At 73.4% G+C, this 16,473-nt stretch carries 16 protein-coding genes and 1 pseudogene; 14 read left to right on the top strand and 3 right to left on the bottom strand.

Features of this window, described 5'->3' with window-relative positions; translation table 11 throughout:
* Positions 1 to 850 (bottom strand): annotated as a pseudogene (locus tag ACFVYA_RS27090) (hypothetical protein); the annotation flags it as partial.
* A gap of 102 nt (positions 851 to 952) precedes the next feature.
* Here ACFVYA_RS27090 and cutA point away from each other — a divergent pair.
* The 7 genes from cutA (at position 953) to ACFVYA_RS27055 (ending at position 5,181) form a co-directional block, all read left to right on the top strand.
* On the top strand, positions 953 to 1,282 hold the full coding sequence (gene cutA, locus ACFVYA_RS27085; RefSeq protein WP_387048909.1) for a divalent-cation tolerance protein CutA: 330 nt from the start codon (positions 953 to 955) through the stop codon (positions 1,280 to 1,282).
* A gap of 9 nt (positions 1,283 to 1,291) precedes the next feature.
* Positions 1,292 to 1,999 carry an RraA family protein gene (locus tag ACFVYA_RS27080; protein ID WP_387048908.1) on the top strand — a complete coding sequence of 236 codons (708 nt, stop codon included), beginning with the start codon at positions 1,292 to 1,294 and terminating at the stop codon, positions 1,997 to 1,999.
* A gap of 67 nt (positions 2,000 to 2,066) precedes the next feature.
* Positions 2,067 to 2,531, top strand: coding sequence for a DUF6292 family protein (locus tag ACFVYA_RS27075; protein WP_387048907.1), 465 nt, complete (start codon positions 2,067 to 2,069; stop codon positions 2,529 to 2,531).
* A gap of 68 nt (positions 2,532 to 2,599) precedes the next feature.
* Complete coding sequence (locus tag ACFVYA_RS27070) at positions 2,600 to 3,247, top strand: response regulator transcription factor (protein ID WP_387048905.1); 648 nt, start codon at positions 2,600 to 2,602, stop codon at positions 3,245 to 3,247.
* Positions 3,248 to 3,319: 72 nt separating this feature from the next.
* Positions 3,320 to 3,718, top strand: coding sequence for an ATP-binding protein (locus ACFVYA_RS27065; protein ID WP_387048903.1), 399 nt, complete (start codon positions 3,320 to 3,322; stop codon positions 3,716 to 3,718).
* Between the two features lie 51 nt (positions 3,719 to 3,769).
* A complete protein-coding gene (locus ACFVYA_RS27060) occupies positions 3,770 to 4,807 on the top strand; it encodes a PAS domain S-box protein (RefSeq protein ID WP_387048902.1) in 1,038 nt (345 codons plus the stop codon).
* A complete protein-coding gene (locus ACFVYA_RS27055; protein WP_387048901.1) occupies positions 4,804 to 5,181 on the top strand; it encodes a response regulator transcription factor in 378 nt (125 codons plus the stop codon). Before ACFVYA_RS27060 ends, ACFVYA_RS27055 begins: the two co-directional genes overlap by 4 nt.
* Before the next feature lie 4 nt (positions 5,182 to 5,185).
* Here ACFVYA_RS27055 and ACFVYA_RS27050 read toward each other — a convergent pair whose 3' ends face one another.
* Positions 5,186 to 5,572 carry an STAS domain-containing protein gene (locus tag ACFVYA_RS27050; protein WP_387048900.1) on the bottom strand — a complete coding sequence of 129 codons (387 nt, stop codon included), beginning with the start codon at positions 5,570 to 5,572 and terminating at the stop codon, positions 5,186 to 5,188.
* 237 nt (positions 5,573 to 5,809) lie between these two features.
* On the opposite strand from ACFVYA_RS27050, the gene ACFVYA_RS27045 reads away from it, so the two are divergent.
* Both ACFVYA_RS27045 and ACFVYA_RS27040 read left to right on the top strand, forming a co-directional pair.
* A complete protein-coding gene (locus ACFVYA_RS27045; protein WP_387048898.1) occupies positions 5,810 to 6,118 on the top strand; it encodes a DUF4326 domain-containing protein in 309 nt (102 codons plus the stop codon).
* A gap of 46 nt (positions 6,119 to 6,164) precedes the next feature.
* Complete coding sequence (locus ACFVYA_RS27040) at positions 6,165 to 8,738, top strand: hypothetical protein (protein ID WP_387048897.1); 2,574 nt, start codon at positions 6,165 to 6,167, stop codon at positions 8,736 to 8,738.
* On the opposite strand, the gene ACFVYA_RS27035 is transcribed toward ACFVYA_RS27040, so the two are convergent.
* Positions 8,735 to 10,180 (bottom strand): phenylacetate--CoA ligase family protein, encoded by a 1,446-nt coding sequence (locus ACFVYA_RS27035; protein ID WP_387048895.1) that lies wholly within the window; start codon positions 10,178 to 10,180, stop codon positions 8,735 to 8,737. The genes ACFVYA_RS27040 and ACFVYA_RS27035 overlap by 4 nt on opposite strands.
* Positions 10,181 to 10,208: 28 nt before the next feature.
* Between ACFVYA_RS27035 and ACFVYA_RS27030 the strand changes: the two genes are divergently transcribed.
* The 5 genes from ACFVYA_RS27030 (at position 10,209) to ACFVYA_RS27010 (ending at position 16,460) form a co-directional block, all read left to right on the top strand.
* Positions 10,209 to 10,697, top strand: coding sequence for a MarR family winged helix-turn-helix transcriptional regulator (locus ACFVYA_RS27030; protein WP_387048893.1), 489 nt, complete (start codon positions 10,209 to 10,211; stop codon positions 10,695 to 10,697).
* Between the two features lie 1,131 nt (positions 10,698 to 11,828).
* Positions 11,829 to 12,554 (top strand): hypothetical protein, encoded by a 726-nt coding sequence (locus tag ACFVYA_RS27025; RefSeq protein WP_387048891.1) that lies wholly within the window; start codon positions 11,829 to 11,831, stop codon positions 12,552 to 12,554.
* A gap of 113 nt (positions 12,555 to 12,667) precedes the next feature.
* Positions 12,668 to 12,961: a DUF1883 domain-containing protein gene (locus ACFVYA_RS27020; protein ID WP_285992315.1), complete on the top strand. Its 294-nt coding sequence runs from the start codon at positions 12,668 to 12,670 to the stop codon at positions 12,959 to 12,961.
* A gap of 87 nt (positions 12,962 to 13,048) precedes the next feature.
* Complete coding sequence (locus ACFVYA_RS27015) at positions 13,049 to 13,525, top strand: MSMEG_6728 family protein (RefSeq protein ID WP_387048889.1); 477 nt, start codon at positions 13,049 to 13,051, stop codon at positions 13,523 to 13,525.
* Between the two features lie 382 nt (positions 13,526 to 13,907).
* Positions 13,908 to 16,460 carry a glutaminase domain-containing protein gene (locus ACFVYA_RS27010; RefSeq protein ID WP_387048888.1) on the top strand — a complete coding sequence of 851 codons (2,553 nt, stop codon included), beginning with the start codon at positions 13,908 to 13,910 and terminating at the stop codon, positions 16,458 to 16,460.
* Positions 16,461 to 16,473: the final 13 nt, after the last annotated feature.

Below are 16,473 nucleotides of genomic sequence, written 5' to 3'. Positions count from 1 at the left end.
TGTTCTCGCCGCGCGCCCCTGGTTCCCCGCGTTTCTCCCTCGGGGGCGCCCCCCGCCGGCCGGGCCCCCCCCTCGGGGGCCCGCGCGCCCCCCCCCCCCCCACGGCCGGCGTCTGCCCGCTGTCGTACTTGCCGTGCCGCAGCCAGGTGACCCGCCCGTCGGCGTCGTAGGTCCCGGTCCAGTACCAGAGTGCGCCGGCCCCGGAGTCGTGCACCTCGACCACCTGGCCGCGGCCGTTCAGCGCGACCGCCGGGTGGTAGCCGACGTCGCGCCGGTACTCGGTGCGGGAGCCGCCGTCGCCGGACAGCAGCGGCAGCACGCGCCCGCGCAGCGCGTCGACGTCCGGCTGCGCCGCCGGGTAGTCCTGCGCCCGCAGCAGCCGCGCGCCGAACACCGACTCCAGCTCCTGGTTCAGGGCGGTCAGGTTGCCCGCGGCGAACGACGGGTTGTCGGTCAGGTCGTCCTTGAGGTCGAGCATGACGACGATCGGGGCGGCGGCCGGGTGCTGCGCGGACCAGGTGTTCACCGCGGCCAGCCAGTCGCGGAGGTTGTTCGACGCCGGGTTGCCGCCGCTGTGGTCCACGAGGTCGCCGGGGGAGTCGTGGCCGACGGCGTAGTCGTGCGACGCCGGGTAGCCGTTGTCGTGCACATCGAATTCCAGGAACTGCACGCCGTGGTCGAGCTGGGAGGTGAGGGAGTTCTTGGCGCCGTCGACGTTTCCCGAATAGCTGTTGTGGGTCGCCCGGAACACCGACGCGGGGAACGGCGGGCTCGCGGCGTGGGCCGTCCCGCCGGTCAGCAGTGCGGAGGCGGAGAGCACGGCGGTGGCGAGTGCGGGCAGACGGCGCATCCTCGGGTCCTCACGTCGGGAACTTCGGCGCCGCTCATCCTGGCCGCCGGGTGGTGGCGCTGTCTCGAATTCGGGGTGAACGGTCGCCGGTAACCTGACGGCATGGCGGCGGAGCACGTGATCGTGACGTCCACGACGGACTCGGAAGCGGCGGCGCGGGAACTGGCCGCGCAGGCGGTGGAAGCCCGGCTGGGGGCCTGTGCCCAGGTCGTCGGCCCGATCACCAGCGTCTACCGATGGGACGGCGCGGTGCGGACCGATCGGGAGTGGCGCGTGGAGATCAAGACGACCGCCGACCGGGTGCCGGCGCTGACCGAACGCCTGCGGCAGCTGCACGGCTACGACCTGCCGGAGGTGATCGCCACGCCGATCGTCGGCGGCAGCGCGGAGTACCTGGCGTGGCTGACGGGGCAGACCCGGGACGCTGGCTAAGTTCGGCGCATGGACCTCGAAGGACTCGGACAGCGCTTCGCGACGCTGACCACCGCCCACCTCGCCGACGCGTGCATCCGCGCCGGGCTCCCGGTGCGGTGCGCGCCGGCGCCGACGCGCGCGGTGGTGCCGGGCAGCCGCCTGTTCGGCCCGGCCGTCCCGGCCCGGCACGTCGGCAGCGTCGACGTCTTCCTCGAAGCCTTCGAGGACGCTCCCGAAGGCGGCGTGCTGGTGGTCGACAACGGCGGCCGGCTCGACGAAAGCTGCGTCGGCGACCTCGTCGTCCTCGAGGCGCGCGCCGCCGGGCTCTCCGGGGTGGTGATCTGGGGCCTGCACCGCGACACCGCGGACATCCGCGCCATCGGGCTGCCGGTGTTCAGCCTCGGCTCCCTGCCCACCGGCCCGCTCGGCCTGGGTCCCCGCGTCGACGGCGGGCTGGCCGAGGCGATCGTCGGGACCTGGCGGATCGGCCCGGCGGACCTCGTGCTGGGCGACGACGACGGTGTCCTCTTCGTCCCGCTCGCCCGCGCGGGTGAATTGTGCACCCTCGCCGAAGGAATCCGCGACACCGAACGCCGCCAGGCCGACCGGATCCGCGGCGGCGAACCGTTGCGGCAGCAGGTGCGTTTCGGTGAATTCCTTGCGGCGCGGGAAACGGATCCGTCCTTGACTTTCCGCGCGCACTTGCGGGCGGTGGGCGGGGCGATCGAAGAATGAACACGAAAGTGTGACCGCTGCCCGAATCGGGTATTCCGTGCCTGCAGCGGGTGCGGGAGGCGGAACCATGAACACGCTCATCGGCTTCGGCAGGGACATCGAGTACCACTTCGCCCGAGGGCTGCGTGCCTACCTCGCCCGGGTCGCCCGGGCCGTCGGCGTCGGCTTCGAATCGTGTTCGCTCGACCTCGACGTGCCCGCCTCCGGGTACGTCGCCCTCGATCGCACGCTGCCGGACCTGCCGGGGCACGACTTGGCCCTCATCTGGGACGAGGTGCACGGCTGGTCGGCGGTCGTCGAGCCCGCGGGCGGAGGCGCGGCGAAGGTGCTCGCCTACCTCGGCGGCCCGGAAGTCCTGCCCGCGCCGCGCGCGGTCGCCCGGTTCCTCGAGGTGCTGCGGGTCGCCGGCCCGCCCGCCGGCTCGTTCCGGCCGCCGGTGCTCCGGGCGGCGGGCCACCACGAGGACCTCGTCGACTGGCTGCCGGTGACCGGTCCCGAAGGACTGCTGCGGCCGAGTTCCCCCGCCTGGTGACCGGCGGCGATCCCGCGGGGCGGGCGCCTAGGATGGGCGGTCAGTCACCACCGGAGTGAGGGAACGCCGTGAGCAGCGCCGATGAGCCTCGTGACGTCCGGGTCCTGCTGGTGGAGGACCACGACATGGTCGCGGAGGCGCTGCAGCTGGCCCTCGACCGCGCCGACGGGATCACGGTGGTCGGCCGGGCCCGCTCCCGGGCGGAGGCGGTGCCCCACGCGATCGAGCACGCCCCGGACGTCGTGGTGCTGGACCGGCGGCTCGCCGACGGCGACGCCCTCGGCGTCATCGCGCAGCTCGCCGCGGGTGGCGCGCGGGTGCTGGTGCTGACCGGTGACGCGACGCCCGCGGTCGCCGTGCAGGTCGCCAAGGCGGGCGGCGCGGGGCTGCTGCTGAAGTCCGCCCAGCTCGGCGTGCTGGAACGCGCCGTGCGGGACGTGGCCGCCGGCGCCGTGGTCTTCGACCCGGAGCTGCTGCCCGGCGTGCTCCACCAGCTCACCGGCCGGGGCCCCGGCGGAGGTGCGGCGCTGACCGCGCGGGAACGCGAAACCCTCGACCTGCTCGCCGAGGGCGCGACCACCGACGAGATCGGCCGCCGGCTGGGCGTCTCCCGCAACACCACGCGCAACCACGTGCAGCGGGTGCTGGAAAAGCTCGGCGCGCGGTCGAAGCTCGAAGCCGTCGCGGTGGCCCGCCGGGAGGGCCTCATCGGCTGATGCACCTGCACCAGCCGGGTGGGGGGCCTTTGCCTCTCGCGCCGTCCGGTGCCGTTCGAGCACGCTGGTGGGGTGAACATCCCTGGCCCGCTGACCGCGGAGTGCGTGCTGACCGACTTGGCGGGCGGCCTGGCCGGCGCTCGCCGGTTCACCCGGCTCGCCCTGCTGGCCTGGACCGATGGTGCCGCCCTCGACGACGCGCTGCTGGTCGTCACCGAGCTCGCGACCAACGCGCTGCGGCACGCCGGCGGTGACCCGGTCCTGCGGCTGAGCGTGGACGGCACGGACATCCGCATCGAGGTCTTCGACGACGACCCGGCGCCCCCGGTGCGGCGTCCGGCGGGAGCCGACGGCGGCTGGGGTCTCGCCCTCGTCGACCGCCTGTCCTCGGTGCGGGGGACCGCGCGCCACGGCCGCGGGAAGGTGGTCTGGTGTGTCCTGCCCGCCCCGGCCGCCGAGCTCGCGGGCTGAGCCGCGGCCGGTGGCCGTGCCGGCCGGGTGCCGATCCGGCAGAGTTGCCGCATGGACGACGACCGGTTCCGCCTGCTGGTGCAGGGAGTACTGGACTACGGGATCTTCATGCTCGACACCGAGGGCCGGATCTCGACGTGGAACGCGGGGGCGGAGCGCATCAAGGGGTACGCGGCCGACGAGATCATCGGGCAGCACTTCTCGGTGTTCTACCCGGCTGACGACGTGGCGGCGGGGAAGCCGGCGCGGGAGCTGGAGATCGCGGTCGAACAGGGGCGGCTGGAGGACGAGGGGTGGCGGGTGCGCAAGGACGGCACCCGGTTCTGGGCGAACGTGGTGATCACGGCGTTGTTCGACGAGCGGGGGCGGCTGCGCGGGTTCGGGAAGGTCACCCGCGACATGACCGAACGCCGCAACGTCGAGCAGGCCCTGCGCGAACGCCGCCGGCTGGTCGGGCACCTCGTCGAGGCCCAGGAGGTGGAGCGGCGCCGGATCGCCTGGGACGTCCACGACGAGTCGATCCAGTCCATGGTGGCCGTCGGCATGCGCCTGCAGCTGCTGGCCTCCCGGCTGCCGGAACCGCACGCGAGCGCCGTCGGCAGCCTCGACGAGTCGGTCACCGCCGCGATCGCCCGGCTGCGCCGCCTGGTCTCCCGGCTGCGGCCACCGGAACTCGACCGGCACGGCCTGGTGGAGGCGGTCTCGGCCTACACCGACGACGTGGCGGGCCGCTGGGGACTGGCCTACGACGTGCGGGACGAGCTCACCGCCGAGCCGTCCCCGGAAGCGGCGATCACCGTGTACCGGATCTGCCAGGAGGCGCTCAGCAACGTCCACAAGCACGCGCGCGCCACCCGGGTCGGCGTCATGCTGTCCACAGTGGACAACGGCATCCTGGTGCGGATCAGCGACGACGGCGTCGGCACGGCCGGCGGCGAGGCCGGCGCCGGCCACTTCGGGCTGGTCGAGATGCACGAGCGCGCCGAAGCGGCGCACGGCTGGCTCTCCGTGGACAGCACGCCCGGCGCGGGCACCGTCGTCGAGTTCTGGCTGCCCCTGCTGCCCGACGCGACGGAGCTCGAACCGTGACCGAGCTGCGCGTGCTGATCTCCGACGACGACGTGATGATCCGCGACGTCCTGAAGGAGGTCCTGGATTCCGAGGCCGACATCGCCGTGGTCGCGGTGGCCGGCGACGCCGACGAGGCGATCCGGCTCGCCGAGCGGCACCGGCCCGCGGTCGCCGTCCTCGACGTCCGGATGCCGGGCGGCGGCGGGGCGCGGGCGGCCCGCGAGATCGCCCGGCGCAGCCCGGACACCGCCATCCTGGCCTTCTCCGCCTACGCCGACCGTGCGTCGATCGCCGGGCTGGCCGCGGCCGGTGTCACCGAGTACCTGGTGAAGGGCGCGCCGAACTCGGCGATCGTCGAGGCCGTCCGGCGGCTGGGCCGTCAGGCCGGGTGAGCCATCACGGGACCGGGCGGACGTTCGCGACGCTGTCGAAGTCGGTCGGCAGCAGCGTGAACAGCCGCCGCACCGCGCGGGACCGCCCCGCGTCCACGGTGAGGCGGGCCCCGGCCGAGTCGGCGAGCAGCTGGGCGCGCAGCAGCGAGTTGAGCCCGGCGACGGAGAAGAACGTGACGCCGGCGAGGTCGATGACGAGTTCGCCGACCTCGCCGTGGACGCGGTCCTGCAGGACTTCGTCGAGGCGGCGGGCGGTGGCGAGGTCGACCTCGCCGGTCACCTCGACGAGCAGGGTGCGGGTGCCGCGGGAGCGCACGCGCACGGACATGTGGCCGGCGGTCAGCCAGCCGGCGGTGAGCTGGTGGTCGGCCGAGCGTGGTTGCGGAACCATCGCGGCACACCCTTTCGTCGGGGCAGCGGGAGCGGACCGGACGTTTCGGGACGACGGATGCCGGACGTGAGGCAGCCTGCCGGCCCGGGCGCGGAACGTCCGGCAGCGGCTGACGGCTCAACCGTGAGCCTTCAGCATAGTGCATCTGCACTAGGTGGACCATCGGGTGTAACCGGATGGAGAGCGAACCGGTGAACTATGGACAACCGGCGTCGCGGGGGCGTGAAGGAGGGCCGTATGCCGACCACGGTCGTCAACCTGAAGGGGCACCGGGACGATCCCGGCTACGCCGACGTCGTCTACGTCGGGCGGGCCATGCACCGCGGGGGCTGGCACCTCGAGGGGTCGGAGCTGGCCAGCCCGTTCCGGCCGGGTCCGGACGGCACGCGCGAAGAAGTCGTCGCGAAGTACCGCGAGTACCTGCTGTCCCGGCCCGGCCTGCTCGCGCTGCTGCCCGGGCTCCGCGGCCGCCGGCTCGGGTGCTGGTGCGTCCCCGAACCGTGTCACGCCCAGGTGATCGCCGAGCTCGCGGATAACGGGCCGTAACGAATCGCACCCCCTCTGCGAGTAATCTGACACGAGGGGGTGATCGATGGTGCACGCGCGCCGGCTCGGGGGCTTCGACCAGGCCGAACTGCCCGCGGCCCACCGGATCCGGTGGTGGCTGGCGGCGGTGGCGGCCGGGCTCGTCGCGGCCGGTTTCGCGGTCGTGCCCTACCTGCCGTTCTTCCAGGCCTGGACGTTCGTGCGCGACCCGAAGATCGCCACCGTGATCACCTGGACCGTCCTGCAGACGTCCGTGGTGCTCGTCTCCGCCGTCCTGACGCTGTACTTCGTCGGCAAGGCGCGGCTGGAGGCCGCCGCCTACCGGGCCAACCAGATCGACATCCGGGTGTTCGCCGACGAGCGGCCCGAAGGCAGCCACGACCGCGAGATCGACTCCGCCGTCGAGCTGACCGCCACCTTCAAGCGGTTCCTCAACGACTCCCGCCTCTACACCCCGACGCCGGTCCCGGGCGCCGGCAGCTCCTACGACTTCCTCCAGATCGTCGAGCACGCCGGCGATTCCGCGGAGGGCTGGTGGAAGGCCGTCACGAAGCTGATCCGGCTCGCCCAGCCACCGGCCGCGTTCACCGTCACCGGCACCGTCCGGCCCGGCAACACCCCCGGCCGCCACCAGCTCATCCTGGAACTCGTGCGCGTCCCGCGCTTCGCCGCGAGCCCGCTGGTGATCGAGGACGCGAACTGGCCGCGCGTGCTGCATCGCGCGGCGAACGCGGTGGCCGCGCTGGTCATCCCGCGCAGCGCCTACGTCCGCACGAACATCCACTGGGCCGCCTGGCGCGGCGCGAAGATCCCGTACGAGCTGTTCGACGCCTACCAGCGCGCCAACCACTTCATCGCCTACCGCCGCTACGACGAGGCCCTCGCCGAGTACTACCGCGCGATCAGCCTCGACCCGGCCAACGTCTACATCAGACTCGAGATCGCCGCCCTGCAGGAACAGCTCGACCTGCACCTCGACGCGCTCGCCACCTACGACGACGTGATCACCGTCTGCAGCCGGGGACACCCGCGGCTGGCCCGCTGGTGGATCGGCCCCGACTTCGCGCGCCAGCCCCGCCACGCCGGTCGTGGTCGCGACGTCGCCCTGCTCATCGCCCGCTACCGGCACGCCCTCGTGCTCGGCCACGGCGACTCGGTGGCCGGGTCCTGGTGGGTGCGCCGCACCACCGCGGGCGCCCCCGGCGACGCGCGGGCGCAGCGCCGCGCCGAACTGCGGGCGGCGATCGAGCTGCGCTTCCGCCGGTACGTCGACCTCGACGTCCGGACGCGGCCGTACGCGATCCCGCGGGAGAAGCGGCTCGAGCTGCACCGGCGCGTGCTGCGCGTGCCGGTCGAGGAACTCCTGGCCAGCGAGGCGACCCCGGCGCAGCTGGCCGAGTACAACCAGCGCGCCGCGGAGATGCGGTCGTACTTCGGCGCGCTGTCGCAGTACGAGATCGAGCGGCTCATCGAGGACTACCGGCGGTTCGGCCGCCGCTGGCGCCGCAGCTGGAAGCAGCTGACGAACCGCGCGCTCGACCTGTCCCTGGTCTGGTCGGTGGTGCGGCGCGCGATGGCGGACGTCGAGCCGGTGACCGGTGCGGTACCCGAGCCCCAGCCCGCCTACCCCGGCAGCCGCGTCCGGCTGGCCGACGTCTGCCCGGACCGGCGCTGGCCACCGGACCCGCAGGCGCTCGACGTCACCGTCGAGGCGGCCGGGCCCCGCCGCTCGTGGGAGGAGTGCTACAACGCGGCGAGCGTGTACGCGGTGGCGATGCTCGAAGTCGGCCCGCGCGGCGAACGCGACCTGCGCGACCGCGCGCGCAACCCGCGCCTGCTCGGGGAATCGCGTGACGAGGTGGCCCGCCGTGCGGTCCGCGAGCTCTACCACGCGGCGACGATCAGTCACAGCGGACGGCTGCCGGAGCGCCGTTCCTGGGTGATGGGGGAGGACCCCGACCTGGCGGCCCTGCGCGGCCACGAGCTGTTCCGCGTGTTCGAGATGGTGACGTTCTCCCCGGACCGCGCGGCACCGCTGCGGCCGCAACGCGCCCACGTCTGGGAACAGGTCGCGTACGTCCGCCGGCTCGTCGCCGAGATCGCGGGCTGCCGGGCGCACGTCTGGCGCGGCCGCGCGCTCGACGAGGGCCTCCGGCCGGACGGCCGCACCCTCGACCGCTGGCGCTCGGCCGACCGCGACGCCTGGCGGAAGCTGGCGAACCTGGCGGCCGGGAAACAGGACTGGTACACGCGCTACCAGGCGATCTGCGCGTTCCGCGAGTGGGCGGCCGAGTGCGGCTACCCGGGCTCGATCTCCGGGTTCCCGCGCTACTGCGAAGAAAGCCTGCACGCCCAGCTGCGCGGGGCGGCGGGCCCGCGCGCGAAGACGGGCCTCGACACGAACATCGTCGTCCGCGAGTACGTCCGCCTGTGCGACCGTCGCCTGGACCAGCTGGTGGCGGACGTGGCGGAACTCGAGCAGACCCCGATGGCGGCGGACGGCTTCACGGCCCGCGCGGAGCTGTGGGCGGCGCTGTGTTCGTGGTTCGACGACGACATCGCCGACGGCTCGTCGGCCGACGAGCGGCGCGAACGGTTCCGGAAACTAGCCCTGCCTTAGCCGGGCCGCGTGTAGCGGTGCTTCACGCCGACCGGGAAGTACTCGGGGTCGCCCGCCGGGCGCAGGACGACGTCGGGCAGCTGCCGCTCCGGCGGGACGTAGTGCGCGAACTCGCTGTTCAGCCGCACCAGCTGGGCACGCACGGCCGCCGCGATCCGGGCCGGGTCGGCGGTGGCGCCCGGTGCCGTCTCGACGGTGACGCGCAGCCGGCGGTCGCGGTCGGCGTCCTCGACCGACTCGATGACGAACTTGCCCGTCACCGTGTCGCTGATGCCCGGCTGCTCCAGGCCGACGGTGACGTTCTCCGGGTAGACGTTCGCGCCGAAGAACGACACCGTGAACAGCGAGCGGCCGAACACGTACACGAACGGCAGCTCCGGACCCGGTGGCGGCGTGAAGCCGTGCCGGGCGCAGTGGGCGAGCAGCTCGGCGTGCGGCAGGAGCCCGCCGTCGTCGGCGATGTGGTAGCGGATCAGCGGGATGCCGCCGTCCGCCGTGAAGACGAGGGTGCCCTCGTGCACCTCGAAGAAGCGGCTCGCCGGGTCGTACTGCACCAGCGTCGGCAGGCGCGCGTCGCCGAAGACCTCGCGGGCCGCCTGCGGGTGGCCGGCGAAGAACCGCCGGATGCTCGCCGACAGCGGGGTTTCGGTGCCGAGCACCCCCGCGTCGGCCGTGCCGTACAGCGACGCGATGTCGCGGACCGGGTCGGCGATCCCGGCCCGCCGGGCCACCAGCTCGCGCCACTGCTCGCTGAACACCTCGCCCGCCAGCACCAGCTTGATCGCGTACGCGGGCCAGTCGACACCTTCGGCCAGGCCGGTGTCGACGACGTCCTTGACGAACGGCGGGTAGCCCAGCAGCACGACCTGCTCGAAGTGCGGCGCGAGCTCGGGCAGCACCCGCAGGATCTCCGCCTTGTTGTTGCCGGGCGCCACGACGGTGATCGGGCAGCCCTTGGCGGCGAGGTGCCGCACGCACGCGGTGGTGAACAGGCCGCCGACCCAGGTGCCGAGCGGGAAGCAGACGACGGCGAGGGTGCTGCGCCGATCGGCTTCGAAGGCGCCGGCCAGCACCTGTTCGAAGCGGCGGGCGACGTGCAGTTCGTCTTCGAGCGCCCGCGGCCAGACGGTCGGGTGACCGCTGGAGCCCGAGGAGACGGCGATCATGTCGAGCCCGTCGAACGTGCCGCCGCGGCACAGTTCGGGCAGCGGGTACTTCCGGTGGTAGCCGGCCTTGTCGGTGAGGGGCAGCCGCCCGAAGTCGGCCATGGTTCGGACGGACTGCGGCTCGATCCCGTGGTCCCGCAGGAATTTCCGGTACGCGGGCACGGTTTCCGCGGTGCGGTGGAAGAGGTCGAGGACGTGGTTTTCCTTCGTCGGTTCCGTGGCCCCGAAGAAGGTGCCGAACGCCTGCCGCACGCGCGTCTGCCGACCGAGGTCCATGATCGGAGCATAGCGGCGCCCGCGTGCCATGATGGGCGCCGTGAGCACCTCCGCCCAGGAGCACCCCGCCGGCGCGCCGTTGACCTTGTACCTGGTCAAACGGCTCGAGCTGGTGATCAGGGCCCTGCTCGACGACGCCCTGCGGCCGCTCGGGCTCACCACGCTGCAGTACACGGCGCTGACCGTCCTCGAAGCCAGCGGCGCGCTGTCTTCGGCGCAGCTGGCCCGCCGGTCGTTCCTGCGGCCGCAGACCATGCACGAAATGGTGCTGACGCTGGAAAAGCGCGGCCTGATCGCGCGGACCCCCAAGGCGGGCAACAAGCGGGTCCTGCTGGCCGGCCTCACCGACGCCGGACGCGCGCTGCTGGCGGGGTGTGCACCGGCGGTCGCGGAGCTGGAGACCGCGCTGCTGGCCGACCTGAGCCCGGGCCAGCGCGCGACGTTCCGCGAAGGCCTGCAGCACGGCGTCTCGGCCCTGGGCGCGCTCTCGGGACAGCGACGGGCACAGGAAGCCTGATTTCCGCGGAGGTATCGGGAAGCGGTCACCCGGTCCATCGACCTCACCCGACTGGAGTCTCAAGTCAGGCTTGCAGCTAGGCCGGAAGAGTGGAAGCGCCGGACGGCCCGTAGCAGGAGTGTGACCCGAGCCGTTGGAGGGTAAGTCCCAGGCCTGTTCTCACCGTGGAGGTTCGCCGACGTGACCCGGGCTCGCGAGGTGGGCGGCGCGTCCGTCGCCGCTCGCCGGCTGCTGGTACTGGCGGGGGCGGTGGCGGGCTTCTGGCTGGTGTCCTGGCTGACGTCCGGCAACGCCGACGCCGCGCCCTCGGCGGGCCTCGGTGATCCGATCGGGACGGTGGTGGGAGCGCTGGTCCCGCCGGTGTCGCCCGTCTCGCCGGTGTCGCCGGTGTCGGCGGTGTCGGCGGACCAGGTGGCGAAGGCCGATGCCGGGCCCCGGGGTGGGCAACGGGCGGCCACGCGGATCTCACGACCGGTCCCTGATGCGGCGGCGCCGGTCGCGGCCGGTGCAGTTTCGCGGGCGGTACGGGCGGACTCGCGCGTAGCGAAGGCAGCGGTGCCCCCTGGAAGCGCGGCTGCAGTTGCGCCTGCCGCTTCGAGTGCGGCTGCCGTTGTGGCGCCGGTGTCGCGGGTGGTGGGGTCGGCTGCGCCGGTGGCGCGCGCTGTTGGGGCGGCGGCTGCACCTGTTGCTGCGGGTGCGGCTGTGGCGCCGGTGTCGCGGGCGGTGGGTACCGCTGAGCCGGTGGCGCGTGCCGTGGGGTCGGACGCCTCGCCTGTCGCTTCGAGTGCTGCCGCTGCTGCGCAACGAGTGGCGCGTGTCATGGGGGCGGCTGTTTCGCCGGTGGGCGGGACCGCCGCGACCGCGGTGGCGCCTGTAGCAGGAGTTGTGCGGGCCGCCGGGCCGGTGGCGCGTGCTGTCGGGATGGCGGCTGCGCCTGTCGCTTCGAGTGCGGCTGCGGTTGTGGCGCCAGTGTCGCGGGTGGTGGGCGCCGCTGAGCCAGTGGCGCGCGCTGTTGTTGGGGCAGTTGCCTCGCCGCTGGGCGGAACCGCCACCGCTGTTGTAGCGCCGGTGACGGAAGCCGTGGGTGCCGTCGAGCCCGTGACGCGAGCCGTGGGGGCTGTGGTCTTGCCGGTGAGTGCTGCCGCCGGTGGCGTTGTCGGGTCCGTCGTGCGTTCGGCCGTGCCGGTGCTCCAGCCTGTCTCGGGTGCCGCGAAGGCGCTGCTCTCCCCGCTGACCGAGGCCGCCGCCCCGCTCGTCGAACCGGTCGCCGCCGCCGTTGCCGCGCCCGTGACCGGTCTCGTCGGTGCCCTGAGCCGCGTCGTCAAGCCGGTGAGCCGGCCCGTGCTCGGTGCCGCTTCGCCGGTCCTGACCGACCTCCTCACGCCCGTCGCCGACGGGGCCGGGCGGCCCGTCGTCGCTCCCGTGGCCGCGGTCGTGGTCCCGCCCGTGGCCGGCTCCGCCGTCCGGGCCGTGGCCCCGCTCGCCCGGGTGGTGACCGGCCCGCCGCCGAACCCACAGCTCGCTCCCGCCGTGGCCGGTCCGCCCGCGGCCGCCGTCGCGCAGGCGAGGCCGATCGCCTGCCCCTGGACCGCCGCGACCGTCGCGGCCGGTCCGCACCGGGGCACGGCTCACCACCCCGCGTCCCGGCTCGGCAGTCACCGTCCCGGGGAGACCCCGGCGCACCCTGGCGCGCCGGCATCGTCGTCGTCCGATGTCGCCTCCGGCAGCGGCTCCGGCATCCCGTTCGCCTTCCTGGCCGCGGGGCACGCTCCGCACCACTTCCGGGCGTCCACCTGGACGCACGGGGATTTCGTGCCGCTGTGGCGGCCGTCCAAACCGGGCACCGGGCCCGGCTGATCGCGTTCCGATCTTCCGCCGTCGTGTGCTTCGCGGCGCGATCCGCGCTGCCCGCGACCGTCGTATTCGAATCGAAAAACCAAGCGTGGAAGAGGGACGAAATGGAAGCGAGCGTGTTCGACCTGGGAAAGGTGCGAAGAGACGCGGTGGTCACCGTCCGCCTGGACGCGATGGCCAACGTCAGGCTGCTGACCGCGGTCAACTTCCAGGCCTACCGGCGCCGGCAGTACTACCGGATGCACGGCGGGGTGGCCACCGCACCGATGTTCAAGATCCACATCCCGGCCAACGCCCACTGGTTCCTGGTGATCGACGTCGAGGGCCTCGAAGCCCGGCCTCTGCGCCCGCGGGTGAGCGTCGAACCGGAAGCGGCCGTCACGGCCCGTGGACGCGGCGGCCCCAGCTGATCGTCACCGCCACCTTCGCGGCCCCGATCTCGCGGTCGGGGCCGCGGCCGGCGTTCCGGATCTTCCCGCCAGGGGTACCCGGCCCGGATGCAGACGTTCCTGCCGTGCGCCGACTTCACCGCCAGCGCCCGCACGCTCGACCGCCGCCGCCTCGGCAAGCAGCGCGTGGAGGCGCTCCAGGTGCTGCGCGCGCTCGTGATCCCCGGCTACGGCTGGCGCCACCACCCGGCGGCGAAGATGTGGACGGGGTACGAGGAGGCGTTGACGCGCTACGGCCTCGAGGTCTGCGCGGTGTGGTGCGAGCTGGGCGCGGCGGACACGTGCGCGGTGAAACTGGGGGAGGAGTTCACCCGATCGGTGGGCAGTCCCGAGGTCCGCACGCAGGCCGAGCTCACGGCGGCGGGTGAGGTGCCGCCGTGGCTGGGCGACGAAGCGCTCCACCGCAGCCACCAGTCGGCGCTGGTGCGGAAGGACCCGGACCACTACGGCACGCGGTTCCCGGGGGTGTCGCCGGACCTGCCGTACGTGTGGCCGCCCTCGGGCCGCCCGAGCCGGACGGCCTGAGCCGCGCCACCAGGAGCCGCTTGCACTCGCTGGTCGCGCCTCCGCGCCTCCGCACCCCGCAAGCCGCTCGGTGTCCGCTGTGCGCCCACCTCCGCCGCGGGACCGCTGCGAGCCGCTCGGCATGCGCTGCCTGGCCGCCTCCGCGCCCCGCGAGCCGCTCGGTGCCCGCTGCTCGCGTGCCTCCATCCCTGCGCCCCGCGAGCCACTCGGCACTCGCTGCTCGCGCGCCTCCACCGCCGCGAGCCGCTCCAAACCCCACCGGACCTGCCGCTCCACTGGTCCGCACGCTGCGCCCACACCGACCTTCGGCGGATTTACAACGTTGTACCAACGATGTAAAAAAGTCCCTGCCCGGCTCGCACGCCGTTGGAAGGGGCCACCGATGTCCTCTCGAGAACGCGATCACCTCACCCGCCGCGATCTGCTCCGGCTCGCCGGGGGCACCGCGGCCGCCGTTGCCGCCGCTCTCTGGCTGCCCGGGACGGCCGCCGCCGCCGGGAGCTTCAGCCCGATCCGGCCGCCCGCCACGCCGCTGATCGTCCGCTCGCCCTACCTGTCCACCTGGCAGCCCGCCGACAGCCTCGCCGGCACCTGGTCGAGCTTCTGGACCGGGCACATCACCGCGCTGTGCGGCCTCGCGCGCATCGACGGCGCCGCCTACGTCTTCGCCGGGGCACCCGCTCTGCCGTCCGGGCCGGCGCTGACCCCGATGACCCAGGTGAGCCTGCAGGTCACCGGCACCCGCTCGATCTACGTCCTCACCGGCGGCGGGGTGAACCTCACCGTCACGTTCTTCTCCCCGGTCGACCCGGCCGACCTGCGGCGACAGTGCGTCCCGTTCGGGTACGTCACCATCCAGGCCACCAGCGCCGACGGCCGCGCGCACGCCGTCGACCTGCACTTCGACACCTCCGCCGAGTGGGTGCACGGCAACACCGCCACCCCGGTCACGTGGACGCAGCAGCAAGCGAACGGCTACACGCTGCTCAGCTGCACCCCGGCGAGCCCGGGCGTGCTGCAGGAAAACGGCGATCAGGCGAGCTGGGGCTCCCTCGTGCTCGCGGCGCCCACGTCGAACACCACCTGGCAGATCGGCCAGGACACCCTCGTGCGCGCCGCCTCGGCCGGCCAGGGCGCCCTGACCAACACCAGCGACTCCGCGCAGCCCCGCGCGATCAACGACCGCTGGCCGGTGCTCGCCTTCAACAAGAACCTCGGCACGATCCCGGCCGGCGGCACGGCAACGCCGTTCACCCTCGCGATCGGGCACGTCCGCACTCCCGCGGTCCGCTACCTCGGCAGCGAGCTGCGTCCCTGGTGGACGCACTACTGGGGCAGCTGGCAGGACATGGCGGTGTGGTTCGCGAACGACTACGCCGCCGCGCTGTCGGCCGCCACCGCGATCGACCAGCGGCTGCACGACGAGGCCGTCGCCGCGGCCGGGGGTGGCAGCACCGGCGAGCACTACGCCGGGATCTGCGCGCTCGCCCTGCGCCAGGCGTTCGGCGGCACCGAGCTGGTCGACCGGGGTGGCGCGCCCTGGGCGTTCCTCAAGGAGATCTCCTCCAACGGCAACATGTCCACAGTGGACGTCACCTACCCGGCGTTCCCGGCCTACCTGTACCTTTCGCCCGCCTACCTGCGCTTGCTGCTGGAGCCCCTGCTCGACTACGCCGAGCGCGGCGGCTGGCCGATGCCGTTCGCCGAACACGACCTCGGCACGCACTACCCGGACGCGACCGGGCACAACGACGGCAACGAGGAGAGCATGCCGGTCGAGGAGTCGGCGAACATGCTGATCATGGCGGCCGCGCTGGTGCAGCGGCTGCCGTCGGCCGACACCGCGGCGTTCGTCACCGCGCACTACCGGATCCTGCGGCAGTGGGCCGAGTACCTGATCGCCAACACCCTCGATCCCGGCTTCCAGAACCAGACCGACGACTTCACCGGCTTCATCGCCCACAGCGCGAACCTCGCGTTGAAGGGCATCGTCGGCGTCGGCGCGATGGGCATCATCGCCGCCGCGGCCGGGAACACCGCCGACGCCCAGCGGTACCGCTCGACGTCCCGCAGCTACGTCAGCCAGTGGGTGACGCTGGCCGAGGACGGCCAGCACCTGCGGCTCGCCTACGACCAGCCGGGTACGTGGAGCCTGAAGTACAACGGCTTCGCCGACCGCGTGCTCGGCCTCGACCTGGTCCCGGCCGGCGTCGCGGCACAGGAGGCCGCCTGGTACCAGGCCCGCGCGGGCGCCCACGGCGTCGTGCTCGACCCGCGCAACAACTACACGAAGGCCGACTGGGAGCTGTGGACCGCGGCGTGGCTGGCCGACCAGCCGAGCATCCGCACCACCCTCGTCGAGGGCGTCTACAGCTACGCGAACACCACGCCCCAGCGCGTGCCGTTCAGTGACTGGTACGTCGTCGCCGACGCCACCCAGCGCGGCTTCCAGGCCCGCCCGGTCGCCGGCGGCTACCTGGCGCTGCTGACCCGCCCGGCCGCGTCGACGACCGTGTGGCGGAAGCTGCAGAACCAGCGGTCGGGCAAGGTCCTGGCCGTTTCGAACATGTCGCTGGCCGACACCGCCGAGGTGACGCAGTGGTCGGACAACGGCACCGCCGACCACCTGTGGGCCGTCGTGGACAGCGGCGACGGCACGGTCCGGATCGTCAACCGCAACAGCGGCAAGGTCCTCGCCGTGCACGACCAGAGCCTCGACAACGGCGCCCACGTCCAGCAGTACCGCGACAACGGCACGCCCGACCACAACTGGCGGATCGTCGACGCGGGCGGCGGCTGGTCGAAGGTCGTCAACGTCCGCAGCGGCAAGGTGCTGGCGGTCGACCAGCAGTCCACGGCGGACGGCGCCCAGGTCACCCAGTGGGACGACAGTGTGACGACTGGGTCACCGGACCACCTCTGGCGGTTCGTCTGACGCCGTTTGCGAC

Source organism: Amycolatopsis sp. NPDC058278 (assembly GCF_042881395.1).
Classification (GTDB): domain Bacteria; phylum Actinomycetota; class Actinomycetes; order Mycobacteriales; family Pseudonocardiaceae; genus Amycolatopsis.
This window is presented reverse-complemented; position numbering and strand designations above follow the sequence as displayed.